The sequence below is a fragment of the Nitrobacter winogradskyi genome (assembly GCF_006539545.1).
Lineage (GTDB): Bacteria > Pseudomonadota > Alphaproteobacteria > Rhizobiales > Xanthobacteraceae > Nitrobacter > Nitrobacter winogradskyi_A.
In genome coordinates, this window is record NZ_BJNF01000003.1 from 1 (window position 1) to 26,992 (window position 26,992).

Annotated in this window: 22 protein-coding genes; 15 read left to right on the forward strand and 7 right to left on the reverse strand. The window is 61.2% G+C overall.

Annotated elements, in window-relative coordinates; all coding sequences use genetic code 11:
• Nucleotides 1–135: 135 nt before the first annotated feature.
• The gene (locus tag NWI01_RS01275) at nucleotides 136–1,224 is read left to right on the forward strand and encodes a TRAP transporter substrate-binding protein (RefSeq protein WP_141381959.1); all 1,089 of its coding nucleotides are present in this window, start codon (nucleotides 136–138) and stop codon (nucleotides 1,222–1,224) included.
• Between the two features lie 33 nt (nucleotides 1,225–1,257).
• Here NWI01_RS01275 and NWI01_RS01280 read toward each other — a convergent pair whose 3' ends face one another.
• From NWI01_RS01280 to NWI01_RS01295, 4 genes are all read right to left on the reverse strand, one after another.
• Nucleotides 1,258–2,868, reverse strand: coding sequence for a TRAP transporter large permease (locus NWI01_RS01280; RefSeq protein ID WP_141381960.1), 1,611 nt, complete (start codon nucleotides 2,866–2,868; stop codon nucleotides 1,258–1,260).
• A complete protein-coding gene (locus NWI01_RS01285; RefSeq protein WP_141381962.1) occupies nucleotides 2,865–3,404 on the reverse strand; it encodes a TRAP transporter small permease subunit in 540 nt (179 codons plus the stop codon). Before NWI01_RS01285 ends, NWI01_RS01280 begins: the two co-directional genes overlap by 4 nt.
• 474 nt (nucleotides 3,405–3,878) lie before the next feature.
• Entirely contained in the window at nucleotides 3,879–4,910 is a 1,032-nt protein-coding gene (moaA, locus tag NWI01_RS01290; RefSeq protein WP_141381963.1) for a GTP 3',8-cyclase MoaA, read from the reverse strand.
• Between the two features lie 258 nt (nucleotides 4,911–5,168).
• Nucleotides 5,169–5,846 carry an HAD-IA family hydrolase gene (locus NWI01_RS01295; protein WP_181410328.1) on the reverse strand — a complete coding sequence of 226 codons (678 nt, stop codon included), beginning with the start codon at nucleotides 5,844–5,846 and terminating at the stop codon, nucleotides 5,169–5,171.
• A gap of 348 nt (nucleotides 5,847–6,194) precedes the next feature.
• Between NWI01_RS01295 and rpiA the strand changes: the two genes are divergently transcribed.
• From rpiA to NWI01_RS01320, 5 genes are all read left to right on the forward strand, one after another.
• Nucleotides 6,195–6,893: a ribose-5-phosphate isomerase RpiA gene (gene rpiA, locus NWI01_RS01300; RefSeq protein ID WP_141381966.1), complete on the forward strand. Its 699-nt coding sequence runs from the start codon at nucleotides 6,195–6,197 to the stop codon at nucleotides 6,891–6,893.
• A gap of 27 nt (nucleotides 6,894–6,920) precedes the next feature.
• Nucleotides 6,921–7,430, forward strand: a complete 510-nt coding sequence (locus NWI01_RS01305) for a DUF2059 domain-containing protein (protein ID WP_141382002.1) — start codon at nucleotides 6,921–6,923, stop codon at nucleotides 7,428–7,430.
• Nucleotides 7,431–7,448: 18 nt separating this feature from the next.
• Nucleotides 7,449–8,831, forward strand: a complete 1,383-nt coding sequence (gene gor, locus NWI01_RS01310; protein ID WP_141381968.1) for a glutathione-disulfide reductase — start codon at nucleotides 7,449–7,451, stop codon at nucleotides 8,829–8,831.
• Nucleotides 8,832–9,198: 367 nt separating this feature from the next.
• Nucleotides 9,199–10,587, forward strand: coding sequence for a class II 3-deoxy-7-phosphoheptulonate synthase (locus NWI01_RS01315; protein ID WP_141381969.1), 1,389 nt, complete (start codon nucleotides 9,199–9,201; stop codon nucleotides 10,585–10,587).
• A 195-nt stretch (nucleotides 10,588–10,782) separates the two neighbouring features.
• The gene (locus NWI01_RS01320; protein ID WP_141381971.1) at nucleotides 10,783–12,534 is read left to right on the forward strand and encodes an NAD+ synthase; all 1,752 of its coding nucleotides are present in this window, start codon (nucleotides 10,783–10,785) and stop codon (nucleotides 12,532–12,534) included.
• 172 nt (nucleotides 12,535–12,706) lie between these two features.
• On the opposite strand, the gene NWI01_RS01325 is transcribed toward NWI01_RS01320, so the two are convergent.
• Both NWI01_RS01325 and NWI01_RS01330 read right to left on the reverse strand, forming a co-directional pair.
• The gene (locus tag NWI01_RS01325; RefSeq protein ID WP_141381972.1) at nucleotides 12,707–13,798 is read right to left on the reverse strand and encodes a DUF2865 domain-containing protein; all 1,092 of its coding nucleotides are present in this window, start codon (nucleotides 13,796–13,798) and stop codon (nucleotides 12,707–12,709) included.
• 277 nt (nucleotides 13,799–14,075) lie between these two features.
• Nucleotides 14,076–14,396, reverse strand: a complete 321-nt coding sequence (locus NWI01_RS01330; protein WP_141382004.1) for a hypothetical protein — start codon at nucleotides 14,394–14,396, stop codon at nucleotides 14,076–14,078.
• Nucleotides 14,397–14,689: 293 nt separating this feature from the next.
• Between NWI01_RS01330 and cysS the strand changes: the two genes are divergently transcribed.
• From cysS to cimA, 3 genes are all read left to right on the forward strand, one after another.
• The gene (gene cysS / locus NWI01_RS01335) at nucleotides 14,690–16,156 is read left to right on the forward strand and encodes a cysteine--tRNA ligase (RefSeq protein WP_141381974.1); all 1,467 of its coding nucleotides are present in this window, start codon (nucleotides 14,690–14,692) and stop codon (nucleotides 16,154–16,156) included.
• Nucleotides 16,157–16,270: 114 nt separating this feature from the next.
• Nucleotides 16,271–16,771, forward strand: coding sequence for a GNAT family N-acetyltransferase (locus NWI01_RS01340; RefSeq protein WP_141381975.1), 501 nt, complete (start codon nucleotides 16,271–16,273; stop codon nucleotides 16,769–16,771).
• The gene (gene cimA, locus NWI01_RS01345) at nucleotides 16,768–18,366 is read left to right on the forward strand and encodes a citramalate synthase (protein ID WP_141381977.1); all 1,599 of its coding nucleotides are present in this window, start codon (nucleotides 16,768–16,770) and stop codon (nucleotides 18,364–18,366) included. The genes NWI01_RS01340 and cimA overlap by 4 nt, the downstream gene beginning before the upstream one ends.
• Before the next feature lie 25 nt (nucleotides 18,367–18,391).
• On the opposite strand, the gene NWI01_RS01350 is transcribed toward cimA, so the two are convergent.
• Nucleotides 18,392–18,997, reverse strand: coding sequence for an LOG family protein (locus tag NWI01_RS01350; RefSeq protein ID WP_011314523.1), 606 nt, complete (start codon nucleotides 18,995–18,997; stop codon nucleotides 18,392–18,394).
• 214 nt (nucleotides 18,998–19,211) lie between these two features.
• Between NWI01_RS01350 and NWI01_RS01355 the strand changes: the two genes are divergently transcribed.
• The 6 genes from NWI01_RS01355 (at nucleotide 19,212) to NWI01_RS01380 (ending at nucleotide 26,974) form a co-directional block, all read left to right on the forward strand.
• Complete coding sequence (locus NWI01_RS01355; RefSeq protein WP_141381978.1) at nucleotides 19,212–21,170, forward strand: ABCB family ABC transporter ATP-binding protein/permease; 1,959 nt, start codon at nucleotides 19,212–19,214, stop codon at nucleotides 21,168–21,170.
• A 121-nt stretch (nucleotides 21,171–21,291) separates the two neighbouring features.
• Nucleotides 21,292–22,035 (forward strand): phosphatidylserine decarboxylase, encoded by a 744-nt coding sequence (locus NWI01_RS01360; protein WP_141381980.1) that lies wholly within the window; start codon nucleotides 21,292–21,294, stop codon nucleotides 22,033–22,035.
• 95 nt (nucleotides 22,036–22,130) lie between these two features.
• The gene (gene pssA, locus NWI01_RS01365; protein ID WP_141381981.1) at nucleotides 22,131–23,012 is read left to right on the forward strand and encodes a CDP-diacylglycerol--serine O-phosphatidyltransferase; all 882 of its coding nucleotides are present in this window, start codon (nucleotides 22,131–22,133) and stop codon (nucleotides 23,010–23,012) included.
• 280 nt (nucleotides 23,013–23,292) lie between these two features.
• Entirely contained in the window at nucleotides 23,293–24,066 is a 774-nt protein-coding gene (locus NWI01_RS01370; protein WP_141381983.1) for a motility protein A, read from the forward strand.
• A gap of 26 nt (nucleotides 24,067–24,092) precedes the next feature.
• A complete protein-coding gene (locus NWI01_RS01375; RefSeq protein ID WP_141381985.1) occupies nucleotides 24,093–24,923 on the forward strand; it encodes an OmpA/MotB family protein in 831 nt (276 codons plus the stop codon).
• Nucleotides 24,924–25,069: 146 nt separating this feature from the next.
• Entirely contained in the window at nucleotides 25,070–26,974 is a 1,905-nt protein-coding gene (locus NWI01_RS01380) for a potassium transporter Kup (protein ID WP_141381986.1), read from the forward strand.
• The last annotated feature ends 18 nt before the right edge of the window (nucleotides 26,975–26,992 follow it).

The following is a 26,992-nucleotide window of genomic DNA, read 5'->3' on the forward strand; positions in this document are numbered from 1 at the left end:
GCTCTAGTAGAAGTTTCAGTCTGGGGCTTGACCTTCACCTGTGGAGTTCGTGTGCAAGACAAGCAGCGAAGGTCAAGCTCTATCCGCTATGGCCTTCGCGGGAAGCTCAAGAAGGATCGTCATAAGGGGTGACTCATGAAGCGTCGTGATTTTTTGAAAGGTTCGGCCGCCGGGGCCGCTGTCTCGGCCATAGCCTCGCCGGCGATCGCGCAATCGGCGCCCGAGATCAAATGGCGCATGACGTCAAGCTTCCCAAAATCGCTCGACACGATCTACGGTACGGCCGCGGTCTTTGCAAAGCAGGTCGCGGAAATGACCGACAACAAATTCCAGATTCAGCTCTTCGCGGCCGGAGAGGTGGTTCCCGCGTTGCAGGCGCTCGACGCGACGGCCAACAATACGGTCGAGATGAGTCACACCGCTTCGTACTATTATGTCGGAAAGGATCCCACCTTCGCTATCTTCGCGTCAGTTCCGTTCGGGCTCAATGCGCGTCAGCAGAATTCCTGGCTGTTTCAGGGTGGCGGCAATGAGCTTGCAAACGAGTTCTTCAAAAAATTCGGCGTCATCGGGCTTCCTTGCGGCAACACCGGCACACAGATGGGCGGTTGGTTCCGCAAGGAGATCAAGACCGTGGCTGATCTGTCGGGCTTGAAGATGCGGATCGGCGGCATTGCCGGTCAGGTCTTGCAAAAGGTAGGCGTGATACCGCAGCAGCTCGCCGGGGGCGACGTTTATCCCTCGCTTGAGAAAGGCACAATCGACGCGGCCGAATGGGTTGGTCCCTACGACGATGAGAAGCTGGGTCTCCAGAAGGTCGCCAAGTATTATTATTATCCAGGTTTTTGGGAGGGTGGGCCGACGCTTCACGCGTTCTGCAATCTCGAGAAGTGGAACACCTTGCCAAAGACCTATCAGGCGATACTGGTGAACGCGGCGAACACGGCCAACACCTGGATGACGGCTCGCTATGACATGCAGAATCCGACAGCCCTGAAGCGGCTCGTCGCAGGTGGCACGCAACTCAGGCCGTTCAGTCACGACGTTCTCGACGCTTGCCTGAAAGCCACGAACGAGTTGTGGAGCGAGATTTCGGCAAATAATGCCGACTTCAAGAAAGTGATCGATGCGATGCAGGCCTATCGGTCGGACGAATATTTGTGGTGGCAGGTGGCGGAATATACCTACGACACCTTCATGATTCGATCGCGGACGCGGGGCTGATTGCCTTTCGGCGCTGCGTGATTTTTGACGCAGCTATTGCCGGTTGGTCGGTACCGGACCGAAATCCAGCGGCGCGACATCGATCATCGGCACCTCGATCTTGATATTGTCGAGATCGACGGCTGCTGATTTGCCAAGCAGGCCTGTCACGGTCGCGGGGAACGCGATCACAAGAACGACCATGATGATCTGCAATCCAATCCATGGCACCGCGCCCCAGTAGATGTCTGAGCTTTTGACCTCTCGCGGCGCGACGCCGCGCAGGTAGAACAGCGCAAAGCCGAATGGAGGGTGGAGAAACGAAGTCTGCATGTTGACGCAGATCATGACGCCGAACCAGATCAGCGCCGCGTCTGCACCGACGACGGGAGCGAGAACCTTCTGGGCCACCGGGGCGAGCATCGGCAGAATGATGAAGGCGATCTCGAAGAAGTCGAGGAAAAACGCCAGGAAGAAGATGAAGGCGTTTATGAAGATGAGAAAGCCCCATACGCCGCCCGGCAGCGATGTCAGCAGATGCTCCAGCCATTCACCGCCGGAGACTCCGAGAAACACCACCGAGAAGCAGGTCGAACCGATCAGAATGAAGGTCACCATGGTGGTGAGGCGCATTGTCGATTGATAGCCCTGCCTGATGAGGTCGCGGAGTCCGGGGATGCGGACCGCTTCCAGACAAATCCACACCACCGCGAGATAGGTGACGGCGAACGCGATCTTGAAGACCAATCCTTCGGCCACGAAAATTCCCACGAGCGTTCCGATGCCGCCGGTGATCGCGCCGATGATCAGGAGTTTTCGGCCGGTGCTGCTGAAATCCTTGTGGTGAATGGTCGCCAGCACGATCGCGCCGACGGCGCCCATTGCACCTGCTTCCGTCGGTGTCGCAAGCCCCAACATCATGGTGCCGAGCACGACAAAGATCAGGACGGCGGAGGGGATGATGCCCATCAGGCACTTGCGCCAAAGCGGCCAGCCGGTGAGCGTGCGAAATTCCTTTGGCACCGGGGGGACGTGATCGGGTTTGAAGAGACCGAGCAGGAAAGTGTAGCCGGCGAACAGCATGATCTGGAAGAGCGACGGCCCCCAGGCGCCCAGATACATGTCGCCGACCGATTTCCCGAGCTGATCGGCCAGAACGATCAGCACCAGGGAAGGCGGAACAAGTTGAGTGATGGTGCCGGATGCCGCCAGCACGCCTGTGATGTAGCGAATGTTGTAGCCGTAGCGCATCATCACGGGCATCGAGATCAGCGCCATGGCGATCACCTGCGCCGCGACCGTGCCGGTGATGGCGCCGAGGATGAATCCGACAAGGATGACCGAATATCCGAGGCCGCCGCGGATGGGTCCAAACAGTTGCCCCATTGAGTCGAGCATGTCCTCCGCAAGGCCACAGCGCTCGAGCACCGATCCCATGAACGTGAAAAAGGGGATCGCCAGCAGCAGCTCGTTGGACAGTACGCCTCCGAACACGCGCCCCGGTATGGCTTGAAGAAAATTCAGATCGAAAAAGCCAAGATGGATCGCAAGGAATCCGAACGAGAGCCCCACCGCGGCCAGCGTGAAGGCGACCGGAAAACCGATCAACATCGCCAGAACCAGGCCGCCGAACATCATTGGCGGCATCATTTCCAGCGTAATCATTGAGTCGGTCTCTCGTAGGTCGCCTGGATCGTGACAAGGCCCTGTAGCGCCGCTATCCGCTTGATCACTTCCGAGATCCCTTGAATCGCGAGCATGACGAATCCGAGCGGGATGACGAGCTTGATCGGCCAGCGAACGAGACCGCCTGCATTTCCGGATACTTCACCGATTGCATAAGACTGCATGAAGAAAGGCCAGGACAGGTAGCTGAGCAAAAGGCAGGCCGGAATGAGAAAGAAGAGGGTCCCGATGAGATCGAGCCAGAGCCTGCCGCGATCGGACAGGATCAGATAGAAAATCTCGACCCGGACGTGTTCGTTGCGTTTGAAGGTGTAGGATGCGCCGAACATCACGAGGATGGCGAACATGTACCATTGCAGTTCGAGCCAGCTGTTCGAACTATAGCCGAACGCATATCGGATCATTGCATTGCCGGCGCTCACCAGCACGGCAAGCAGCACAAGGATATTGCAGACGTACCCCACCTTTTCATTGAGCCGGTCGATGGCTGTGCTGAGGGCCAGTAACACACGCATCAGTTCCTCCTGGCGGCAGCCGATCGCGATCACTGACGCCGGATTCAAAACCCCGGCGTCTTTCCGAAGTCGCAACAGCGGTTGTTTGTCCCAGATTGTGGAACGCAGCTTCCTGTCGGATGCTGGCTACATGAAAGGCGTTGCACCATTCCAATGCCAGGTTGCCGCCGTCAACCGGGCAGTTGATAGTTTTGGGGTGTGGCGGACGCAGAGCGGTTATAGCGTTTTCGAGCGAAGTGGATACCGGTTCGCGGGAAGAAAACGCGTCAGATCAAAAATGATGGAGCCTGCTTCTGATTTCGTCAGAAGCGGAAGGCTCCAGGAAATCATGACTTGGATAGAGGCCTTTGAAATGTCATTGCGGGCATGGGGTATCGGATTAAGGCCCACGCATAATGGATCATCAACGCCGTCAGGGCAGGTCCGCTAACCTCCGCCCTCGAGATACGGCCAGACCGGCGGGTGTCTAAATTGTTACCCGCCGGTTACGCTCATGTGGCGGCTTACGCTCGGGCGGTTATGACGGTCGATGATAAAATCGTGGCCTTTCGGCTTGAGGCCGATGGCGCGATCGATCGTCTCATATAGCAACTCGTCGGTGGACGATGCGCGGAGCGGCCGGCGCAGATCGGAAGCGTCTTCGTGTCCGAGGCAGGTATGCAGGGTGCCCGTGCAGGTGATGCGGACGCGGTTGCAGGATTCGCAGAAATTGTGGGTCATCGGTGTGATAAAGCCCAGCTTGCCGCCGGTCTCGCTGACCCGAACGTAGCGGGCGGGGCCGCCTGTACTGTCGTCGAGATCGGTGAGGGTGTATTGGCCTTCGAGCCGCGCGCGCAGCATGGAGAGCGGCAGATACTGATCGGCGCGGGATGCGCCGATATCGCCCATCGGCATGACCTCGATGAGGGTCAGCGCCATATCTCGACTGTGCGCCCATTCCATCAGGGATGGAATTTCGTCCTCGTTCAGGTTTTTGAGCGCGACCGCATTGATCTTGACGGCGAGACCCGCGGCTTGCGCGGCGTCAATGCCTGCCATGACCTTCTGGATGTCGCCCCAGCGCGTGATCTCGCGAAACCTGGCAGGGTCGAGCGTATCGAGCGACACGTTGATCCGTTTTACGCCGCAATCCTTAAGCTCGTTGGCGAAGCGAACCAGTTGCGATCCGTTTGTCGTGAGCGTCAGCTCTTTCAGAGCTCCCGACTCGAGATGGCGAGACAAGGAGCGGATCAGCGACATCACGTTGCGGCGGACCAGCGGTTCGCCACCTGTCAGCCGAAGCTTGCGCACGCCCTTGGCGATGAATGCCGAGCACAGACGATCAAGCTCCTCCAGCGTGAGCAGATCCGCCTTCGGCAAGAAAGTCATGTCTTCGGACATGCAGTAAAAGCAGCGAAGGTCGCAACGATCCGTCACGGATACGCGCAAATAGCTGATGCTTCGGCCGAACGGGTCGACCATTTTCCGGGAGCCCGAAGTCTCGGCGGGGGCAGAACAACCGGTCATTTAACTAGCCTTGTTGCAACGGCGTATGAGGTATTTGTTTCTTTTCTAATGTAAGCGTGTTCTGGCCGGGGCACAATGTGCCGGCTCTGCTGCGGTGCGCAAGAAATCCATGAAGATTAACGCGCGCGAGAAGGGCCAGGAACGGCGCGGGATCGTGGAAGCGTGGCGAACCGCCGCACCCGTCGCTTCGCCGGGGTAGGAACAGGAGAAGGTCCTCCCTTGGCATTCTCGGCCCGCGCCTGATTCCGGGCCAATAAATCAGCCGGCCGCGTTCAGCGTGGCGGCTTGCAGTACGGCGATGGCCTCCGGCAATTCCCTCATGTGGCTGATCACGCGATCGGGTTTGAGTTCTGCGACCGGGACTTCGGTATAACCGAACGTGACCCCGATAACGGGGATGCCGGCCCGGCGCGCAACCCCTATGTCGGGACCTGCATCGCCGACCATGATGGCGGTCTGCGGGCTTCCGCCCGCGCGGGCGATGGTTTGCCGCAAGATCGCGGGATCCGGTTTAGCCACGCCAAAGGTATCACCGCCGCAGATTGCGGAAAACCGCGGACTCAACCCCAGCTGGTCGAGCAGCAGCTTGGCAAGCGCTTCCAGCTTATTGGTGCAGACCGCGAAACGGAATCCCCGCGCCGATAGCTCGTCGAGCGCCTCGATAAGTCCTTCAAACGGCCGGGATTCGTCGGCGATATGGGCCGTATAGTAGTCCACGAAGTCGCCCATCATCCGCGTGACCTCATCGGGCGTCGCGGAGCGATCCTCATGCTCCAGGCCGCGTTCGATCATGCGGCGAACCCCCGCACCGATCATCGAGCGGGCTGTCGGCAATGACACCTTGCGCAGGCCTTCGCGATCCAGGACGAAGTTGAGTGCGGCGGCGAGATCGGGCGCGGTATCGACCAGCGTCCCGTCGAGGTCGAACACGACCATGGGGGGAGGGGAGGATATCATGATGCTGGATCGGTATCCGCCTCCCGCCGGACATGCAAGGGTGAAGTGCGGATATGGTCGTGCGCCCTCATGGAGAGGCCCGGAACGCTCGAGAGCCCTGTTTCTTGCGTCTGAGCCTTTCCGCTTCGCGTTTTCTTCATGCGAACCGCGTATGCCACCCCGAAACATCCCAAGGACGTGCCCGGCTCGAAACCGTTGGTCATCCAAAAAATTGTGGTGCGGAGCGGGGAGTTGGCTTGACCGGGCCCGCATCGGCTGCAAAGCGAACGTCTCAACCACATCAGCTATGCCTCGCCAGCCGGAGCGGGGTCGCAAATCGAGGTCCTCATGACGATGGATGCATTGAAAAGACAGGCTGCGGCGCGTGCCCTTGAATATGTCGAGGACGGCATGAGGCTGGGTCTCGGAACGGGATCCACCGCCAGGCACTTTGTCGAGCTTTTGGGAGAGCGCGTGCGTGACGGGTTGAAGGTTGTCGGCGTGCCGACATCAGAAGCCACGCGGGCCGATGCGGAGCGGTGCGGCGTTCCCCTGACCACCCTGGACGACCTCGACAGGCTCGATCTGACGGTCGATGGCGCCGACGAAATCGATCCTGATCTCAATCTGACCAAGGGTGGCGGCGGGGCGCTTCTGCGCGAGAAGATTGTGGCGGCCGCGTCGGACCGCATGATCGTGATCGCGGATGAGACGAAGTGGGTGGCGGGGCTAGGCCGCTTTCCCCTGCCGATCGAAGTCATTCCGTTCGGACTCGCCGCGACGCGGCGCGCGATTACGGAGGTATTTGCAAAAGCCGGCGTTTCCGGTGAACTGGCCGTCAGAAAGCAACCGGATGGCCATGCTTTCGTCACCGATGGCGGCCACTGGATTTTCGATGCCCATCTTGGGCAGATACCTGATGCAAGCTATCTGGCCGGACTGTTGAATCCGATACCTGGCGTCGTCGAGCACGGCCTATTCATCGGCCTAGCACGCGTGGCGATGCTGGCCGGCGCCGAGGGAATTCGTATTGTCGAGCGGCCGTAAGCGCCGCGATGAGGAGATATTGAGATGATGAGGGGTCTTTCAAAGTTTCTGCCTGCGGCTTTTCTTGCGATGGCGCTGGCGCTTCCAGCCGTTGCGCAGGCTCAGCAAGTCGGCCAGCCGTCACCTGCCGCCGTCGCTTCGGCCAAGGAACTTCTGACGTTGAAGAACGCCAGTGGGATGTTCGCAAATGCCGTTCCCAGCATCGTCGAGCGGACCAAGAACACGCTTCTTCAATCCAACCTGAACTATCAGAAGGATCTCAATGAGGTTGCGCTGGTCGTGGCCAAGTCGCTCGCCGGCCGTGAAAAAGAAATAGGTGACGGCATGGCGAAGATCTATGCCGGCCATTTCACGGAGCAGGAGTTGAAGGACCTTGTCACGTTCTACAAGTCGCCGCTCGGGAAAAAGCTGATCGCGCAGGAGCCCAAGGCGATCGAAGCGAGCATGGGATATATGAACCAGTGGGCGCAGCAGTTCGCGAGCGTCGTCAATGGCGAGTTTCGCGCGGAGATGCGCAAGCGCGGCAAGGAAATCTGATCTCGATCGAGTTGGGGCATGGCTGATTTCGATGTCGACCTGTTCGTCATAGGCGGCGGTTCCGGCGGTGTGCGCGCCGCGCGCATCGCCGCCGGATACGGCGCGTGCGTCATGGTCGCCGAAGAATACCGGATGGGCGGGACTTGCGTGATCCGGGGGTGCGTGCCGAAGAAGCTGTTGGTCTACGGCTCTCATATCCGCCACGACATCGAAGATGCCGCCGGTTTTGGCTGGTCGATTCCGTCCGCGACGTTCGACTGGCCGGCGCTGATCGCCAACAAGGACAGGGAGATCGCCCGCCTTGAGGCGGCCTATACGTCGACCCTCGAAAAGGCCGGTGTTCAAACGGTCAAGTCGCGGGCGGTATTTGAGGATGCGCACACGCTCCGGCTCACGACCGGCGAGACCATCCGTTCGAAGCAGGTACTGATCGCGACGGGTGGCCGGCCCAATCACGGGCCTGCCATTCCCGGCATCGAGCACGTAATCTCTTCCAACGAGGCGTTTCATCTTCAGGAGCAGCCGAAGCGAATTGCGATTCAGGGTGGCGGATATATCGCGCTCGAATTCGCCTGCATCTTTGCCGGGTTCGGAAGTGATGTGACCCTGATCTATCGCGGGGACAATATCCTGCGCGGCTTCGACGATGACGTCCGCGCCCATGTTCGCGCGGAAATGGAGAAGAGCGGCATCACGATCCTGACGGGCTGCACTGTCGAGAGGGTCGATCGGCACGGCGATGATTTCACGTCTCATCTATCGAACGGGTCGAGTGTTGCTTCCGATCAGGTACTGTTTGCGATCGGCCGGCATCCGAACGTTGCCAATCTGGGACTTGAGAAGGCGGGCGTCGCCATCAACCCGGAGAACGGCGGCATAGCCGTCGACGGCTTCTCGCGGACGAACCTGCCGCACATCTATGCGGTCGGCGATGTCACGCATCGCTTCAACCTGACGCCGGTCGCGATCCGCGAGGGGCACGCGTTCGCGGATTCGGTGTTCGGAAACAAGCCGACGCGCGTGGATCATGCGGACATCCCCACCGCCGTGTTTTCGCAGCCTGAAGTCGGAACGGTCGGCCTCACAGAAGCGCAGGCGAGGGCGGAGTACGCGGTCGATATCTACAAGACGACGTTCCGCCCGCTGAAGGCGACGTTATCGGGCCGTGATACCCGCATGCTGATGAAGCTGGTGGTGGACGCCACGACGGATCGCGTGCTCGGTTGTCATATCGTCGGCGACGGCGCGGCCGAGATGACGCAGGTGGTCGGCATCGCGATCAGAATGAAGGCCACCAAGGCCGATTTCGATGCGACCATGGCGCTGCATCCGACCGCGGCTGAAGAACTTGTGACGATGCGGACGCGAACCGCTCACCATGCGCGTGGAGCGGCCGAGTGAAACGGCCCTGAGATAGAGGGTGGCCGGTCTCGGCGGATGATCCGGAATAAATCAGGGTTCTAGAGCATCGGACCCGAAAATGGGAACCGGTTTCGGGATAAATCCGATGCTCAATCAATTAACTGGAGCGGCGGCGCTGATTCCATTTGACCGGCGGCCGCTCTAAACGACCCCAAAATTGGCGAATCTGGACGATGCCAGTACCCTTGATGCGTCCGGAAAAAGGCCGAAGCAGAATTTGCCTCGTATTTCAATATCTTGATCGGCAAAACCTTCTGCCAACTGGCGCGACGGGGTTCGCCCATGTATATAGCGTGAACCGTCGCCATCCGTTTATGAGTGGCGGTTTTCCTCAGGAGTTAATCTCATGTCCGAGCGGTGGACACCCGATAGCTGGCGCACCAAGCCCGTGCAGCAGGTTCCGGTCTATCCGGATCCGAAGGCGTTGGGTGACGTCGAGGCGCAGCTTGCGACGTTTCCGCCGCTGGTGTTTGCGGGTGAGGCGCGCAACCTGAAAAAGGCGCTCGCCCGAGTCGCCAACGGTGAGGCGTTTCTGCTGCAGGGCGGCGACTGCGCCGAGAGCTTCGCCGAGCATGGCGCCAACAACATCCGCGACTTCTTCCGCGTGCTGCTGCAAATGGCGGTGGTCCTGACCTATGCCGGCGCATTGCCGGTTGTGAAGGTCGGCCGCATTGCCGGCCAGTTCGCCAAGCCGCGCTCGTCTCCGATGGAGAAGGTCGACGGTGTCGAATTGCCGAGCTATCGCGGCGATATCGTCAACGACATCGCCTTCACCGAGCAGTCGCGGGTTCCGGATCCGCATCGCCAGATCATGGCCTACCGGCAATCGGCGGCGACGCTTAACCTGCTGCGCGCCTTCGCGACCGGCGGGTTCGCCAATCTCGGCAGCGTGCATCAGTGGATGCTCGGCTTCCTGAAGGACTCTCAGCAGTCGCGGCGCTACAAGGAACTCGCCGATCGCATCTCTGACGCGCTCAATTTCATGCGCGCCTGCGGGCTCAACCTTGAAAGCCACCCCGAACTGCGGTCGACCGACATTTATACCAGTCACGAGGCGCTGCTGCTCGGTTACGAGCAGGCTTTGACGCGGGTCGATTCGACGACTGGCGACTGGTACGCGACCTCAGGCCATTTCATCTGGGTCGGCGATCGCACCCGACAGCTTGATCATGGCCACGTTGAATATCTCCGCGGCATCAAGAATCCGATCGGCCTGAAGTGCGGCCCATCGCTCAAGCCTGATGAACTCATGAAGCTGATCGATGCGCTGAATCCCGACAATGAACCGGGACGACTGACGCTCATCGGCCGCTTCGGCTCGGACAAGGTGGGCGATTATCTGCCGCAATTGATCCGCACGGTGAAGCGCGAGGGCCGCGTTGTCGTGTGGTCGTGCGATCCGATGCATGGCAACACCATCACGTCGACGAGCGGCTACAAGACCCGCCCGTTCGATCGCATCCTGTCGGAGGTCAAGTCGTTCTTCAGCATTCATGCCGCCGAGGGCACGCACGCCGGCGGCATTCATCTGGAGATGACCGGGCAGAACGTCACCGAGTGCATAGGCGGCGCGCGTGCGATCAAGGACGAGGACCTCAACGGTCGCTATCACACCGTCTGCGATCCGCGCCTGAACGCCGAGCAGTCGATCGACATGGCGTTCCTGATCGCCGAATTGCTGAGTGACGATCGTGAAGGAAAGGTCAAACCGATCCCGGCGGTCTCCGGTTTTTGAGGGTAATCGGGTTTCTAAGGTGGTTTTGTTGTTGGTGCCCGTAATCAGTGGCTATAGCGGGATTGAATCGTCATGCCCGGCTTTATGCCGGCCATGACGGGCATGTTTTCTTGACCCGCCGCTGTCCACGCCGCCCGAAACCGTTATAACTGCGCCATATTGCAGCAAGGCAAGGCCGGCGGGTAACAAGCGTCCATGACCGAAACAACCTTCAAGATCACGCTCGGCCAATTGAATCCGACAGTCGGAGACATCGCCGGCAATGCGGCAAAGGCCCGCGCCGCGCGCGCGCAGGCGAAGGCCGACGGCGCCGCACTGGTGGCGTTTCCCGAACTGTTCATCGCCGGCTATCCGCCTGAGGATCTGGTTCTGAGGCCGGCATTTCAGGCTGCCTGCCGCGAGGCGATCGAAGCTCTCGCGCGTGAGACCAGCGATGGCGGCCCGGCCATGCTGATCGGCACTCCATGGGTCGATGACGGCAAGCTCTACAATGCCTATGCGTTGCTGGACGAGGGGCGGGTCGCGGCGCTCCGCTTCAAGGTCAATCTGCCGAACTACGGCGTGTTCGACGAAAAGCGCGTGTTCGCGCGGGGGCCTGTCGGAGGGCCGTTGAAGATTCGGGGCGTGCGGATCGGCGTGCCGATCTGCGAAGACACCTGGGTCGAGGAATCCGCCGAGTATGAGAACGTCGTCGAATGCCTCGCTGAAACCGGCGCGGAAATTCTCGTCGTTCCCAATGGGTCGCCCTATGCAAAGGGCAAGAGCGACATCAGGCTGTCGATCTCGGTCGCGCGCGTGACCGAGAGCGATCTCCCGCTGGTCTATCTCAATCAGGTCGGCGGCCAGGATGAGCTGGTATTCGACGGCGCTTCTTTCGTGCTGAACGCCGATCGCTCGCTGGCAGCGCAGCTTCCCTGTTTCGAGGAAAGCGTCGTCACGCTGCAATGGACCAGGTCTGCCGAGGGGTGGCACTGCACCGGACCGGTCGCGCCGCAGATCGACGGCGACAAGGCCGACTATGCCGCCTGCGTGCTGGGGTTGCGCGACTATGTCCGGAAGAACGGGTTTCCCGGCGTTCTGCTCGGCGTGTCCGGCGGAATCGACTCAGCCTTGTGCGCGGCCATCGCCGTCGACGCCCTCGGGGCCGAGAACGTCCGCGGCGTCATGCTGCCGTTCCGTTTTACGGCGCAGGTCTCGCTCGACGATGCGGCAAGGCTCGCGACGGCGCTCGGCATTCGCTACGACGTGCTGCCGATCGCGCCGGCGGTGACTGGCTTCGAGGAGATTCTCTCCGGCGTGTTCGCGGGGTCGCCCAGCGATATTACCGAGGAGAATCTGCAATCCCGCGCTCGCGGCACGCTTCTGATGGCGATGTCCAACAAGCTCGGTGCGATGGTCGTGACCACCGGTAACAAGTCGGAAATGTCGGTGGGTTACGCCACGCTGTACGGCGACATGAACGGCGGCTTCAATCCGATCAAGGATATCTACAAGACCGAGGTGTTCCGGATGGCAAGCCTGCGCAACGCGTGGAAACCGGAAGGCGCGCTTGGTCCATCGGGCGAGGTGATCCCGCCCTGCGTCATCGCGCGGCCGCCGACGGCCGAGTTGCGCGAAGGCCAGCTGGATCAGGATTCGCTGCCGCCTTACGATCTGCTCGATGCGATTCTTGAGCGGCTGGTCGAGAGGGAGGAACCGCTGGCGGCGATCGTCGCGGAAGGGTTCGACCACGACGTGGTCGTGCGCGTCGATCGCCTGCTGAACGCCGCCGAGTACAAGCGCCGGCAGGCGGCGCCGGGCGTCAAGGTCACGCGCCGGAATTTCGGCCGAGACCGTCGCTATCCGATCACCAACCGGTTTCGCGATTCCGGCAAATCATTGCCGGCGCCGGATGAGACCCTCGTCTCCCGCGCCAGCCGGAGTTCCGCCGAAGCCTTTCAGGAATGAAGGGCGAGGGATGACGCGGATGAATCGGAGGCTCTCCGCTTCTGATGTAATCAGAAGTGAGGCTATAATCTTGATTTAACGCGTTTTTTCACGCGAACCGGTATCCATCCTCGGGGTCAAGCCTGAGGACATGCTTCGCTCGAAAACGCTATAGCCGGAACTCCAGCCCGTTCTACTGCGTGGGTATGAACGTGGGCCCCACCGAACGGATCGGTTTGTTCGACGGTGTCGAGGCGGTCGGGGTCGCATCTGCGGGAGGACTCTGGCGCGCATCGGTTGTCGCAGCCGTATCCTTCTTCTGCGAATCTCTGTCGCGGGTCGGCTGTGACATCTTCCGGGCGCCGTCTTCCGTGACGATGATGTCACCCTGCTGGGCGGCTGTAGCCTTGTCGTCGAGTCCCTTCAACGCCTCGGCCCATGTCTGGCCTGCCGCCTTGCAAGAGCATGACGGATTGAATTCCTGACGGTACCGAAATGCGTTCGGCGACGAGGAATAAGGCTGTCCGCTGGTCGAGACCGCCTGATTCATGTCCTCGCCGGGATTGCGATACACGTAGAGCGCGGCTTCTGTCGCGGGGCAAAGGTTCTTGCAGGTCCGCTCGTCGTCAGGAAACCGGCTCGGAACGGTCGCGAACGAGATCGGAAAGTAAAAACCGTCGCAAGAACGGACGCAGACGGTCCGATAGGTTCCGGATTGCGCGCCCGAATCAACCGGCGGCAGGATCGTCGGATTCTCGGAATGGTTGCCGAACAGATCGTCGAAGAAGGAGCCCTGATTCCGCGCCGCAGCCGCATATTGCGGGCCGCAGTTATTCTGTGCCAGCGCGATCAGCACGGAGCGGCGCTGACTGTCGCGGTCGGGGCCGGCGCCGCCGGCTCTAAGCCGCTCCAGGCTGGTGGTGATCTGCTCAAGGTTGGTCCGCATGCGCTGGATCTGGTGGGTGATCGGTCCGCATTGGGCCGATTGCGCGTTGAACAGCTGGAAGAAACCTGAGCTGTCGCAGCCCATGCGGTTTGCCTGCGCGATGACCCGTTCGAGTTCGGCCTGTTGCCGGCCCGCCGCTTCCTCGTAGCGCCGGAGCTGTCCGGCGCGCGCCGGATCGCCGCCGCCGCGGTCGATGCTTGCGAGTTGCGCCTCGAGCCGAGGGCAAATCGGATTGGTCCCTGGCGGGCCGCCCTGCGCTCGAGCATCGGCGGCCGCGCCCGCAATGCCGATGGCGCAAGCCAAAATTCGCATCGTGCGGGCAAACAACGAGTCAGGCATGATCCGCCATCAAAGCGATCCCTGAGCGATTCGGCAAATTGACTTTACGAAGAGGGATCGTTCCGAACACAGATGCGTCCATCGCAGTGATTTTAGACGCAATCCAGGAAGGCGTGATTGCGCCGTGAGACGCTGATGGTGCGGGCCGATTGCGTTATGCTCATGGCCATCGTCAGCGTGGCCGTGTCATATCCGCTTCTCGCGGCAGCGTCACGTCGTTTCGAAGGCGCGAGTGTGGCAGCCCTCACTGCAACTCCGGTCTCCCGTTGCGAAGGATTCAGCGCTGACAGGTTATCGCGACGTATTCGTTGCAGCCGCTGTGCCGACATGAGTTCGTGGATCCCGGAATCGAGTCCGTCATCTCGTCAGGCCGGACGCGTTTGTAAGCGACGGCCTGTGCAAAATCGCGGGATCGGCAGTAGGAATGCGCGGCGTGAGCGCCGCAGCTTTCACCCTGGGCAAGGCATTGATCGATGCCGTATCCGTCAGCCTGGTTGGCAACGATGAAAACGCGGCTGTCCGCCCACGCGGCGGCCGCGAACAGAGCCGTGCCTGCCAGAATGCCGGGAAAAACCCGAGCTGCGGGAAAAATATGCATTGACGTGCCGGAAAGGAAAAGGAGCGTGGCAGAGTTACCACGACGAATGCGGGCGATCTCACGGCAAAATAAGGCGTTTATGGGGCGGGGCTTGACGCTATATTCCGGCTGCTCCATGGTGACCAGAATGAACGGTCTCCTCGCCATTTGCGGCATTTGCCGCGAGATTACGGCCTAGCGATTCGCTGGCTGAGGCCGTCTTTATCTCACAACGAGATCACCGGGCGTCCGGCCAGCGAGCGGAACGGATTTGCATCCCGCTGTCCAGCGGCAGCGACCTCGGAACGGATTCCATGGAACTGCGCCTTTACGACACCCTGACCAGGCGGAAGCGTGTCTTCACGCCGATCGATCCGTCGAACGTGCGGATGTATGTCTGCGGTCCGACGGTCTATGACTTCGCCCATATCGGCAATGCGCGGCCGGTCATCGTATTCGACGTGCTGTTCCGGCTGCTGCGGCATCTTTACGGCGACGACCACGTCACCTACGTCCGCAACATCACCGACGTCGATGACAAGATCAACGACCGCGCGGCGCGTGATTTCCCCGATCTTCCGCTGAACGAGGCGATCCGCAAGGTTACCGAAAAGACCGCCGCGCAGTTTCAGGCCGATGTCGCCGCGCTCGGCTGCCTGCCGCCGACGCACCAGCCGCGCGCCACCGAGTTCGTGTTGCCGCGCGCCGACGGCAAGACCGACATGGTGACATTTATCAGCCAATTGATCGCGCGCGGCCATGCCTATGAGGCGGGCGGTGAGGTGCTGTTCGACGTGCGGTCGATGCCGGACTACGGCGCGCTGTCGGGCCGCAGGCTGGAGGAGCAGAAGGCCGGCGCGCGGGTCGCGGTGGATGCGCATAAAAGAAATCCGGCTGACTTCGTGCTGTGGAAGTTATCATCTGAGAACGAACCGGGCTGGGACAGTCCGTGGGGCAGGGGGCGGCCGGGCTGGCACATCGAATGTTCGGCGATGAGCACGGCCTATCTCGGCGAGGTCTTCGACATCCACGGCGGCGGCCTCGACCTGATCTTCCCGCATCATGAGAACGAGATCGCGCAATCGCGTTGCGCCCACGGCTCGCACGCGATGGCGAACTATTGGATGCACAACGGCTTCCTGCAGGTCGAAGGCGAGAAGATGTCGAAGTCACTCGGCAACTTCGTGACGATCAATGAGCTTTTAGATAAATGGCGAGGTTACGCTTGGTCGGGCGAAACGCTCCGCTTCAGTATGCTCCAAACTCATTATCGGCAGCCGATCGACTGGACGGCGGAACGCCTGACTGAATCTTTTAGGATCCTCGATGGGTGGTATCGGGACGTTGAGCATGTGCCACCCTCGAATCCTGTACCGGACGAGGTGTTGGAACCGCTTTGTGATGATTTGAACGGTGCGAAATTATTTGCTGCGCTCCATACATTCCGAAAGCAAGAACGTTTAGACTGCTTACGATCCGGACTGCTTTTTTTAGGGTTTAGTTGCGATCGAAATAGCCCACTTCGTATTCCGAAGGGCGTGCAAATCAATGCACCAACCGTACTCATGAATCTTGCTGTTCCTGCACCTAGCATCGTCGCTGTTCCCTTAAGTGAGGTAGAAATTCGGAAGCGAGTCGTTGCTCGCGCCGAAGCCCGTGCGCGAAAAGACTTCAAGGAGTCCGATCGCATCCGGGACGAACTCGCCGCCATGGGCGTTGTGCTGAAGGACGGCAAGGACGTCGACGGCACGCCGGTGACGACATGGGAGATCGCGCGATGACCAAGCCGGAGACGCCTTTTCCGAATCACTGGCGCTATTACATTTTGATCAAATGGGCGGTGATCGTCGCGGCAGTGGCGCTGGTTGCCCGTTTGTTCGGAGTGTTCTGACGCGATGGGACAGGCGCTTCCCAAGCCGGCGCTGCGGCCGATGCTGCCCACTGATGTTCCCGTGCTGGCCGCGATCTTTGTCGCCAGCATCGAGGAACTGACCGGTGACGATTACAGTGAGGCGCAGCAGATCGCGTGGGCGTCCGCCGCTGACGACGAGGATAAGTTCGGCGCGCGGCTCGCAGGCCAGTTGACGCTGGTGGCGACGCTTCAGCGTTCGCCGGTCGGCTTTGCTTCGCTCAAAGGCACCGATCACATCGACATGCTTTATGTGCATCCGGGCGCGGTGGACCACGGGGTTGCGACGGCGCTGTGCGATGCGCTTGAAAAGCTTGCCGGCGCGCGGGGCGCCGCGGCCCTGACCGTTGAGGCCAGCGATACGGCGGAGCGATTTTTCGCCAGGCGTGGCTACGTCGCGATGCAACGCAATTCGGTGACGATCGGCGATGAATGGCTGGCCAACACCACGATGAAGAAGACGCTGGCCGCGGGTAGCGCGGCATGAGCCGCGAACGCCTCTATCTGTTCGACACTACGCTGCGGGACGGTGCCCAAACCAACGGCGTCGATTTCACCTTGCAGGACAAGCAGGCGATCGCGAAAATGCTGGACGATCTCGGCGTCGACTATGTCGAGGGCGGCTATCCCGGCGCCAATCCGACCGATACCGGGTTTTTTTCGCGGAAGCCCGTGTTTCGCCACGCGCGCTTCACTGCCTTCGGTATGACGCGGCGTCCCGGACGATCGGCTTCCAATGATCCTGGACTGGCCGCGCTGATCGAGGCCGACGCGGATGCGATCTGCTTTGTCGCCAAATCGTCCGCCTATCAGGTCAGGATCGCGCTCGGAACCACGAACGACGAAAACCTTGCGTCGATCCGCGACAGCGTGAAGGCGGCCGCAGCAGTTGGCCGCGAGGTCATGGTGGATTGCGAGCATTTTTTCGACGGCTATAGGGAAGACCCGGCATTCGCGCTGGCCTGTGCAAAGGCGGCGTACGAGTCCGGCGCGCGGTGGGTTGTGCTGTGCGACACCAACGGCGGCACCATGCCGAACGAGATCGAGGCGACGGTTCGCGTGGCCGCGAAACACGTCCCCGGCGACCATCTGGGCATTCATGCCCATAACGACACCGAGCAGGCGGTCGCTAATTCTTTAGCTGCGGTGCGCGCGGGTGTACGGCAAATCCAGGGCACCCTGAACGGCCTCGGCGAACGCTGCGGCAATGCCAATCTCTGTTCCCTGATCCCGACGCTGAAACTGAAGAAGGAATTTGCCGACATCTTCGAGATCGGCGTGACCGAGGATCGGCTTGCGGACCTGACGCAGGTGTCGCGCACGCTCGACAACATGCTCAACCGCGCGCCGAACCGGCACGCGCCCTATGTCGGCGAAAGCGCGTTCGTCACCAAGACCGGCATCCATGCCTCCGCGATCCTCAAGGATCCCGCGACCTACGAGCATGTTCCGCCGGAATCGGTCGGCAACCGCCGCAAGGTGCTGGTGTCGGATCAGGCCGGCCGCTCAAATGTGCTTGCCGAACTCGAACGCGCCAACATCGCGTTCGACAGGAACGATCTGAAGCTCGGGCGGCTGGTTCAGGAGATGAAGGAACGCGAGGCGGCGGGTTACGCCTACGAATCCGCGAACGCGTCGTTCGATCTGCTGGCGCGGCGCACGCTCGGCCGCGTGCCGGAGTATTTCGACGTCGAGCAGTATGACGTCAATGTCGAGCAACGCTACAATTCCCACGGCCGACGTGTCACCGTCGCGATGGCGGTGGTGAAGGTCAGGGTCGATGGCCAGCCGCTGATTTCCGCCGCCGAAGGCAACGGTCCGGTCAACGCGCTCGATCTTGCCTTGCGCAAGGATCTCGGCAAGTACCAGAAATACATCGACGGGCTGAAGCTGATCGACTACCGCGTGCGTATCCTCAACGGAGGCACCGGCGCGGTGACGCGGGTATTGCTCGAAAGCGAGGACGAGGAAGGCGAGCGCTGGACCACGATCGGCGTGTCGCCCAATATCATCGATGCGTCGTTCCAGGCCCTGATGGATTCGGTATTCTACAAGCTGGTGAAGTCCGGCGCACCGGCGTGAAGGGTCGGTCCCATAGCCGTCATGATCACAGCCGGTCGGCGACGTCGGCCGGCATCTGTTTGGATGAGTCCGGCACGCCGGTCGCCGCCGCGCGAAGTTTCGGCAGGATATCCTCCACGCGGTTGGCCTGCAGGACATTCACCGCAAGCGTTGGCCGGATGAAGGCGGTGCTCCGCATGTGAGCAAGCAAAGCAAGCAAGGGCTCCCAGAAGCCGTCGATGTTTGCCAGCATGATCGGCTTGCTGTGCCGCCCGAGTTGCTGCCAGGTGAGCTGCTCGACCAGTTCCTCCAGCGTGCCGACCCCGCCCGGCAGGGCGACGAACGCGTCCGACCGTTCGAACATCAGGCGCTTGCGCTCGTGCATGTCGCGGGTGACGATCATCTCCTGAACGCGCGACAGCGCATGTTCGCGCGCGGTCAGGAAATCCGGGATGATGCCGGTGACGGTGCCGCCGTGATCGAGGGTCGAGGTCGCGATGGCGCCCATCAGACCGACCGAGCCGCCGCCATAGACCAGCCCGACGTTGTTCCGGGCAAGAGCTTTCCCGAAATCAACGGCGGCTTCGACGAATTGGGGATTTGTACCGGGGCCTGAGCCGCAATAGACGCAGACCGTTCTGATGGTGTTCATGAGAATCGATGTGGCACCGTAAAATCACAGCGTCAAGACTCGGTCGTTACGACAGGGTTAATTTCCCTTTCGGCGGTCCGCGCCGTGACTGCGATAAGGAATCGCCGGCTTGGGGTGTACGCGGCACTTAAACGCTCTATATAGAGCCGATCCATGACCTTTATCAGACGACATACGCGGCCGACCCCGCCGCTTTTCGGTTCGGGCGCGCTCGATGGCTGACGCGGCTTTTCCTCAGGCAACCGCGCCGGCAAAGCCCCCAGATGACCCCACCCGGAACGCGACCCTCGGCAAGGCGCTCCTGCATCTGTGGCCCTATATGTGGCCCGGAGACCGCGCCGACCTGAAGATGCGCGTGGCATGGTCGCTGGTGCTGTTGCTTGCGGCAAAGGTCGCGACCCTGGTCGTTCCCTTCACGTTCAAATGGGCGGTCGATGCGCTGGGCGGCACGGGAAGCGCGCCCGTGCAGCCCGACAACTGGGCGATGTGGCTGATCGTATCGCCGCTCGCGATGACGCTCGCCTACGGCTCCGCCCGCGTGTTGATGGCGCTGCTGACCCAATGGCGCGACGGCACCTTCGCCAAGGTCGCGATGCACGCGGTGCGCAGGCTGGCTTACCGGACATTCGTCCACATGCACGAGCTGTCGCTGCGTTTTCATCTCGAACGCAAGACCGGCGGGTTGACGCGCGTGCTCGAGCGCGGCCGCAACGGCATCGAAGAGATGGTGCGGCTGGTCATCCTTCAGCTCATTCCGACGGCAGTCGAGGTCGGGCTGCTCACCGCCGTGCTGCTTTGGCAATTCGACTGGCGCTACGTTCTGGTGACGCTGTTGACCGTCATGGTCTACATGGCCTTCACCTACAAGGCGACGCAGTGGCGTATCGAGATCCGCCGCCGGATGAACGACTCCGATTCCGACGCCAACACCAAGGCGATCGATTCGCTTCTGAACTACGAGACGGTCAAGTATTTCAGCGCCGAAACGCGTGAAGCGGATCGCTATGACCGCTCGATGGAGCGCTTCGAGACCGCAAGCGTGCAGACCTATACCTCGCTGGCGGTGCTGAATGCGGGGCAGGCCGTGATCTACACCGCCGGCCTGACCACGGTCATGATCATGTGCGCGGTCGGGGTCCGGAACGGGACGCATACCGTCGGCGATTTCGTCATGGTCAACGCCATGATGATCCAGCTCTACCAGCCGCTCAATCTCATGGGCATGGTCTACCGCGAGATCAAGCAGGCGATCATCGACATCGAAAAGATGTTCTCCGTACTGACCCGCCGCGCGGAGGTGCAGGATCGCGCCGGTGCGCAGCCGCTGCGCGTTGAGAGCGGGTCGGTGAAGTTTGAGGATGTGCGGTTTGCCTACGATCCGGATCGCCCGATCCTCAAGGGCCTGACGTTCGATGTGCCGGCGGGAAGGACGGTGGCCATCGTCGGACCTTCGGGAGCCGGAAAATCGACGCTGTCGCGGCTGCTGTTCCGCCTTTATGACGTCTCCAGCGGCCGCATCCTGATCGACGGTCAGGATATCCGGGATGTGACGCAGGAGTCGTTGCGAGCGGCGATCGGGATGGTGCCGCAGGACACCGTGCTGTTCAACGATACCATCCGCTACAACATCCGTTACGGCCGTTGGGATGCCACCGACGAGGAGGTCGAGGCGGCCGCCCGGACGGCGCAGATCGACGACTTCATCAGGATGTCGCCTAAAGGTTATGAGACGGAGGTCGGCGAGCGCGGATTGAAATTGTCCGGCGGCGAGAAGCAGCGCGTGGCGATCGCGCGCACCGTGCTGAAGGCGCCCCCCATCCTCGTACTGGACGAGGCGACGTCGGCGCTCGACAGTCACACCGAGCATGAAATTCAGGAGGCTCTCGAACGGGTCTCGCGCAACCGGACGTCGCTGGTGATCGCGCACCGGCTCTCGACCATTGTCGGTGCCGACGAAATCATCGTGCTCGATCAGGGCGGGATCGCCGAACGGGGCACACATGCCGGGCTGCTGGCGGCGGGCGGCCTCTACGCGAGCATGTGGAACAGGCAACGAGAGGCCGAGGAGGCGCGGGAGAGACTTGCGCTGATCGGCGATGAAGAGGGCGCCCCGAATCGCACCCCTCCGCCTGTGGACGATCCCCTGGTGGCGCCAACCGGCGCGGCGGGGTAGAATAGGTCCAAAGTGACCCTCCCGAATCAGGCATTGAGTTCATACGGTGCTGATCGAGGGTCGTGTCGTGTTTTCATAAGTCACCTTCACCTCAGGCTCATACGCATATCATCAGGTGCTCATGCCCATAGATCGACAGACTCTCCTCTCCATCGCGAAATCCGTTCGCTCCGGCGCAAGATCCGTGCGAGCGCAGATTTCGCCGATTCATCCGAAGGGGTATCCCTTCGTCGGTGGCTTCGCATTGGCCACCATCATCCTGTTCTGGATCTGGAGCCCGCTGGGCTGGATCGGAACGCTGCTGACAATCTGGTGCGCGCTGTTCTTCCGCAATCCCGCCCGTGTGACGCCAATCCGGGAGGGGCTTGTCGTCGCGCCTGCAGACGGACGGATCTCGATGATCGCACCGGTTGTGCCGCCCGCCGAACTCGAGCTTGGCGAGCTGCCGATGGTGCGTATTTCGATTTTCATGAGCGTGTTCAATTGTCACGTCAATCGCAGTCCGGTCGCTGGGCGGATCGAACGGATCGTCTATCGCCCCGGCAAGTTCATCAATGCCGAACTCGACAAGGCGAGCGAGGACAACGAGCGTAACGCGCTCGTCATATCGACGCCAAACAATGGCCTGGTTGGCGTGGTTCAGATCGCCGGACTGATCGCGCGCCGTATCGTGACCTTCGTGCATGACGGGCAGACGGTCGAGGCCGGCGAACGCTTCGGGCTGATCCGGTTCGGCTCGCGGCTCGACGTCTTCCTTCCGGAGGGGACACAGGTGCTGGTGTCCGAGGGACAGACCGCGATCGCCGGCGAGACGGTGCTGGCTGATTTTCAGCAGACAGACGGGCGGACTTTTCGTAGTAGTTAAACGCTCCGGTTTGTCGGGGACGCCGAGATGATGGTGGCCCCGGCAAGCCCAATGTAGGAGACGCGCCGACGCCATACGATCCCAAAACGCCCGAGTTGCGCCGCCGCCGGTTTCGTCCGATTCCGGTGCGGATGCTGGTGCCGAATTTCATCACGCTGCTTGCGATCTGCGCGGGACTGACGGCGATACGCCTCTCCACCGAGGGGCGGATGGAGCTTGCGGTGGCGGCCATCGTATTCGCGGCCGTGCTCGACGGCCTCGACGGGCGGGTCGCCCGGATGATCAAGGGCCAGTCAAAGTTCGGCGCCGAACTCGACAGTCTCGCGGACTTCGTCAATTTCGGCGTTGCGCCCGGCCTCATCCTTTATTTCTGGCAGTTGCACGACCTCAGCAATGTGGGCTGGATCGCGGCGATGATATTCGCGATCAGCGGCGGCCTCCGTCTCGCCCGCTTCAATGCGACCATGAACGACGAGAACAAGCCGGCTTTCGCCGCGAATTTCTTCACCGGCGTTCCCGCGCCGGCGGGTGCGATCGCGGTGCTGTTGCCGATCTATCTTTCGTTTCTGGGCATACCGCAGCCCCCTGCGGTACTGACGGCGTTCTATACGCTGTTGATCGCCATCCTCATGGTTTCGCGGCTGCCGGTCTTCTCCGGCAAGACGGTTGGGATGCGTGTGCAGCCCGAACTCGTGCTGCCGGTCTTCGTGTCGGTGGTCTTCGTCATCGCGCTCCTGATCAGCTACCCTTGGGTCGTCCTCTCCTTCGGCTCGATCATTTTTCTGTTGAGCCTTCCGGTCGGCTGGAAATCCTATCATGATCAGGAGCTTAAGGCCGCCGTGCAGGAGACATTCCCCGATGCGACGGCATCGGCGGAAGCCGCCGCGCCGGCCTCGCCGCGATCTCCCGATGCCGGGTCGCCGACCGTTCCGATCCGGCAGCGCAAGCAGGACAACCGGCCCTCCCGTCCGCATTAAGCCGTGCGGAAGCAGCATGTGACGTTCCGGGCAAGGTACGTCTTCGCGCATGACCTGCCACGGCATTTCGGTTCGCCTAAAGAAAACGTGTTAAATCAGGATCATAGAGCCTGAAGTCCTTTACCGATTCGATCAGAAGCGGAATGCTATGGCGCGTTGGCAGCGGTTACCCTTCCCGGTAACCGGTCTTTAATGGCGCGAAAGCTAGGGTGACGATGCGTGACTCAGAACGGTCGCGCCGCCGTCCAGGATGGCCGGTCGAGTATGCGTGGAGTTCATCATGGATATCATGACCGGTGCCGGGCTTACTTTCGGCATGATCGTAATTGCCATGATGGTCTTTATGGGCGGCGATCTGCACATGTTCGTCAGCGAACATGCCATGATCATCATTTTCGGCGGCTCGATCGCCGCGACCATGATCCGCTTTCCGCTCGGCGCGATTTTGCACGGCCTGCCGCTTGGCGCCAAATACGCCTTCACCATGAGCCGGCTGTCAGCGCGCGATCTTGTCGATGAACTGGCGCGGATCGCCGAGATCTCCCGCAAGCAGGGACCGGTCGGCCTGGAGAAAGTCGAAACCAGCGAGCCGTTCCTCGCCAAGGGAATTCGGTTCGTCGCGGACGGCTACGATCTCGAATTCATTCGCGATAATCTCGAGCGCGATCGCGACAACTTTCTCATGCACCTCGACGAGGGAAGCAAGATCTACCGCGCCATCGGCGATTGCGCGCCGGCGTTCGGCATGATCGGCACCCTGATCGGCATGGTGCAGATGTTCGCCAACATGACCGATCCTTCCAAGCTCGGACCGTTCATGGCGACGGCGCTGCTCGCGACGCTTTACGGCGCGCTCGTCGCCAACCTGTTCTGCCTGCCGATCGCGGACAAGCTCCACGGCAAGCTGCTGGACGAGGAGACCAATCGCACCCTGATCATTGACGGCATCCTGATGATCCGGGATTCGAAGAGTCCGGCGCTGGTGCGGGAAATGCTGTTGGCCTATCTGCCGGAAAAGCACCGCCACGAAGAAGGCGAGCCGGTTCCGGCGTGACCTGACGTCGATTCGGGAAACCAGCGATGGCCAAGAAGAAGCGAGGCGATGCGCACGGCGGAGGTCACGGCTGGTTTGTCACGTTCGCGGATCTGATGGGCCTGATGATGAGCTTCTTTGTGATGCTCGTCGCGTTCTCCACGATGGATAATCAGAAGCTCAAGATCGTTGCGGGCTCGATGCGCGATGCCTTCGGCTCCCAGACCGAGGTGCGATATTCCGGTATCGTCGAATCGGACGGCCTGCCGACGCGGCCCAAGCTGAAAAACGCCGCGCACGTCCCGCCGGATGAAACTTCCACGACCCCGACCCCCGATGAACAGGAGCGTTTCAAGATCGCGGGCGCTCGCCTCAAGACCGATCGCGAGTTTGCGCTTGCGTCCGCGTCGCTGCGGCAGGCGCTGCAGGACATGCCGGAACTGACAGAGCTTTCCAAGCACATCATGTTCGAGGAAACCAGGGAGGGCCTCAACCTGGAAATCGTCGACCAGGACGGCCGCTCCATGTTCGCGGAGGGGTCAAAAGAACCGTATGAGCGGACGCGGATGTTGATCAGGCGGCTTGCGGCTCCGCTCAAGGCGACGCCGTTCCGGATCTCGATCACCGGCCATACCGCTTCGAACTTCATTGCGATGCGCAGCGACTATGACGGTTTCGACCTGTCGGCGGACCGCGCCAACGTCGTTCGCCAGATCCTTGAGCGGGAGGGGGTGCCCGCTGGTCATATCTTCGCGGTCTCGGGCAAGTCGGACAGCATGCCTTTGTTTCCCGACGATCCGTCACTGGCGGCGAACCGGCGCGTGACCATCACCTTGATGCGAGAGGCGCCTCCGCTGCCGCCGAATTTGAAGCCGTAACCGTCTACTGTACTCTTATACCGGAGTTGGATGGCCAGCCGGGCAGGCCGGGTGCGGGCTGTCAATAGTATTCGATGATTGACGGGCAGGAGCTTGTGCGCGATAGCCCCGGATCAAATTTATCATCAGAGCGTTGGCACGACACCATGGCCGTCAGCGATCCCACCGCCGAAGGCAAAGACGAATCTTCGGCAAAGACGAGCGGCTTTTTGGCGTTGACGCTCGGAAGCGTCGGCGTGGTTTTTGGCGATATCGGAACCTCGCCCTTGTATGCGTTCCGGGAGGCGGTCGATCACGCCGCGCAGGAGGGGGCGGTGACGCCCGCGATCGTGCTCGGCGTGTTGTCGCTGATCCTTTGGTCGCTCTTTATCGTCGTGACGGCGAAATACGTTCTCCTGCTGCTACGGGCCGACAATAACGGGGAGGGCGGAACGCTGTCGCTGATGGCGCTCGGGCAGCGGGCGCTGGGGCGGCGAAGCCTGCTTCTGCTGGCGCTCGGCGTGGTCGGCGCCTCGATGTTCATCGGCGATTCCATGATTACGCCAGCGATCTCGGTGTTGTCGGCCGTCGAAGGATTGAAACTCGCGGCGCCGGGGCTTCAGGATTATGTCGTTCCACTGACGCTGGTGATCCTGATCATGCTGTTCGCGGTGCAGAGCAGGGGCACCGCGCGGGTCGCTTCGGCGTTTGCTCCGGTGATGGCGCTGTGGTTCGTGACGATCGCGGTCCTCGGGGTTCTGCATATTCACGAGGATCCGCAGGTGCTGTTGGCGGTGAATCCCTGGTACGCCATTCACTTCCTGCTCAATCACGGGTTGCTCGGCCTCGTCATCATGGGCCTGGTGTTTCTGTCGGTCACGGGCGGTGAGGCGCTGTACGCCGATCTCGGCCACTTTGGCCGCAAGCCGATTCAGGTGGCCTGGTTCTGTCTTGTGTTGCCGTCGCTGCTGCTGAACTATTTCGGACAGGGGGCGCTGATCCTCGCCCACCCTGAAGCCATCGAGAACACCTTTTACCGTCTGGCGCCCGCGCCGCTGATCCTGCCGCTGGTCATTCTGGCGACCGCAGCCACCGTGATCGCCAGCCAGGCGGTCATCACGGGGGCCTATTCGCTGATCCGGCAGGCAGTGCAGCTTGGCCTGCTGCCGCGTTTCGAGGTGCGCTACACATCCGAGACCCATGCCGGTCAGATCTACCTGCCGCGCGTCAATCTGCTGTTGCTGATCGGCGTGCTGCTGCTGGTGCTGTTGTTCCGCACCTCCAGCGGCCTCGCTTCCGCCTACGGAATCGCCGTCTCCACCACGATGGTCGCTGACGGCATCATGGGCTTTGTCGTTGTCTGGAAGCTGTGGAACTGGCACCCGGCGGCTGCGGCCGCCTTGGTCGTTCCGCTTGTCGTTGTGGACATGATGTTTTTCAGCGCCAATCTGCTCAAGCTGTTTGACGGGGCCTGGGTGCCGCTTCTGTTCGGCATCGCGATGGTGGTGCTGATATGGACATGGCGTCGCGGCGTGGCGATCCTCATCAAGAAAACCAGGCGCACCGAGGTGCCGCTTCTGGATCTCATTCAGAGCCTTGAGAAGCGGCCGCCGCATATCGTCAAGGGCACGGCGGTGTTCCTGACCAGCGATCCCAATTTCGTGCCCACGGCGCTTCTGCACAATCTGAAGCACAACAAGGTTCTTCACGAACACAACGTCATCCTGACCATCGAAACCGCGCAAACGCCTCGGGTCGGTCCCGCTGAGCGCGTGCGTATGGAAAACATCAGCGAAAAATTTTCGACCGTCAGCCTCCGCTTCGGATTCATGGAATCGCCGAATGTTCCGAAGGCGCTGGCCATCGCGCGCAAGCTGGGCTGGCAGTTCGATATTATGTCGACTTCGTTTTTTGTTTCCCGCCGGTCGTTGAAGGCGTCCGCTCAGTCGGGAATGCCTGCGTGGCAGGACAAGCTGTTCATCGCGCTGAGCCGGTCGGCCAACGATGCGATCGACTATTTTCAGATTCCGACCGGGCGCGTTGTCGAGGTCGGGACGCAGGTCATCATCTAGAGCGTTTTCGAGCGAAGT

Bases quoted from the DNA above. Each gene is read 5' to 3' on its own strand.
- NWI01_RS01280 (WP_141381960.1), bottom strand. From the start codon at position 2,868: ATGATTACGCTGGAAATGATGCCGCCAATGATGTTCGGCGGCCTGGTT.
- NWI01_RS01380 (WP_141381986.1), top strand. From the start codon at position 25,070: ATGGCCGTCAGCGATCCCACCGCCGAAGGCAAAGACGAATCTTCGGCA.
- NWI01_RS01315 (WP_141381969.1), top strand. From the start codon at position 9,199: ATGTCCGAGCGGTGGACACCCGATAGCTGGCGCACCAAGCCCGTGCAG.
- NWI01_RS01320 (WP_141381971.1), top strand. From the start codon at position 10,783: ATGACCGAAACAACCTTCAAGATCACGCTCGGCCAATTGAATCCGACA.
- cysS (WP_141381974.1), top strand. From the start codon at position 14,690: ATGGAACTGCGCCTTTACGACACCCTGACCAGGCGGAAGCGTGTCTTC.
- NWI01_RS01340 (WP_141381975.1), top strand. From the start codon at position 16,271: ATGGGACAGGCGCTTCCCAAGCCGGCGCTGCGGCCGATGCTGCCCACT.
- gor (WP_141381968.1), top strand. From the start codon at position 7,449: ATGGCTGATTTCGATGTCGACCTGTTCGTCATAGGCGGCGGTTCCGGC.
- NWI01_RS01305 (WP_141382002.1), top strand. From the start codon at position 6,921: ATGAGGGGTCTTTCAAAGTTTCTGCCTGCGGCTTTTCTTGCGATGGCG.
- rpiA (WP_141381966.1), top strand. From the start codon at position 6,195: ATGACGATGGATGCATTGAAAAGACAGGCTGCGGCGCGTGCCCTTGAA.
- cimA (WP_141381977.1), top strand. From the start codon at position 16,768: ATGAGCCGCGAACGCCTCTATCTGTTCGACACTACGCTGCGGGACGGT.
- moaA (WP_141381963.1), bottom strand. From the start codon at position 4,910: ATGACCGGTTGTTCTGCCCCCGCCGAGACTTCGGGCTCCCGGAAAATG.
- NWI01_RS01330 (WP_141382004.1), bottom strand. From the start codon at position 14,396: ATGCATATTTTTCCCGCAGCTCGGGTTTTTCCCGGCATTCTGGCAGGC.
- NWI01_RS01275 (WP_141381959.1), top strand. From the start codon at position 136: ATGAAGCGTCGTGATTTTTTGAAAGGTTCGGCCGCCGGGGCCGCTGTC.
- NWI01_RS01370 (WP_141381983.1), top strand. From the start codon at position 23,293: ATGGATATCATGACCGGTGCCGGGCTTACTTTCGGCATGATCGTAATT.
- NWI01_RS01350 (WP_011314523.1), bottom strand. From the start codon at position 18,997: ATGAACACCATCAGAACGGTCTGCGTCTATTGCGGCTCAGGCCCCGGT.
- NWI01_RS01360 (WP_141381980.1), top strand. From the start codon at position 21,292: ATGCCCATAGATCGACAGACTCTCCTCTCCATCGCGAAATCCGTTCGC.
- NWI01_RS01295 (WP_181410328.1), bottom strand. From the start codon at position 5,846: ATGGTCGTGTTCGACCTCGACGGGACGCTGGTCGATACCGCGCCCGAT.
- NWI01_RS01325 (WP_141381972.1), bottom strand. From the start codon at position 13,798: ATGCCTGACTCGTTGTTTGCCCGCACGATGCGAATTTTGGCTTGCGCC.
- NWI01_RS01375 (WP_141381985.1), top strand. From the start codon at position 24,093: ATGGCCAAGAAGAAGCGAGGCGATGCGCACGGCGGAGGTCACGGCTGG.
- NWI01_RS01285 (WP_141381962.1), bottom strand. From the start codon at position 3,404: ATGCGTGTGTTACTGGCCCTCAGCACAGCCATCGACCGGCTCAATGAA.
- NWI01_RS01355 (WP_141381978.1), top strand. From the start codon at position 19,212: ATGGCTGACGCGGCTTTTCCTCAGGCAACCGCGCCGGCAAAGCCCCCA.